This is a genomic window from Achromobacter sp. DH1f (assembly GCF_000633435.1).
GTDB lineage: Bacteria > Pseudomonadota > Gammaproteobacteria > Burkholderiales > Burkholderiaceae_B > Achromobacter > Achromobacter deleyi.
Genome location: NZ_AYMF01000147.1, coordinates 1 through 352, shown reverse-complemented (window position 1 = coordinate 352; position 352 = coordinate 1). Strand labels below are relative to the sequence as shown.

General features: G+C 61.9%; 1 protein-coding gene. It reads right to left on the bottom strand.

Annotated features, from left to right (window positions below; translation table 11 throughout):
- Nucleotides 1-60 precede the first annotated feature (60 nt).
- Nucleotides 61-348, bottom strand: a complete 288-nt coding sequence (locus U858_RS0133495; RefSeq protein WP_304413279.1) for an oligopeptide/dipeptide ABC transporter ATP-binding protein — start codon at nt 346-348, stop codon at nt 61-63.
- Between the last annotated feature and the right edge of the window lie 4 nt (nt 349-352).

The window sequence follows — 352 nt, the reverse complement described above, 5'->3', positions numbered from 1 at the left end:
GGGGCGACCTACGAAGAACAACCGCCGCACTAACGCCTCTCAAAAAGAAATGCCCCCCCCTCAACCCGCCCCAGCAACCAAATGACACCGCACCTCCCGCCCCCCAACCAACGCCACCTCAGGCACCACACTTCGGCACCTCTCCTGCACCATTCCGCACCGAGTATGAAACGTGCACCCTGCCGGCGGCATGATCGGATTCGGAACCTCGCCCCCCATTGGCTCCCGATCCCGCCGTGGATCATCCAGATCCGGAATCGTGTCCAGCAACATCCTCGTATACGGATGCTTTGGAGACTCGAACAGTTCGTCGGCCGCCGCCTGCTCCACAATGCGGCCCAGGTACATCACC

What these genes read in the sequence shown, in the direction of transcription:
- U858_RS0133495 (WP_304413279.1), bottom strand. Translation starts at nt 348, where the DNA reads ATGTACCTGGGCCGCATTGTGGAGCAGGCGGCGGCCGACGAACTGTTC.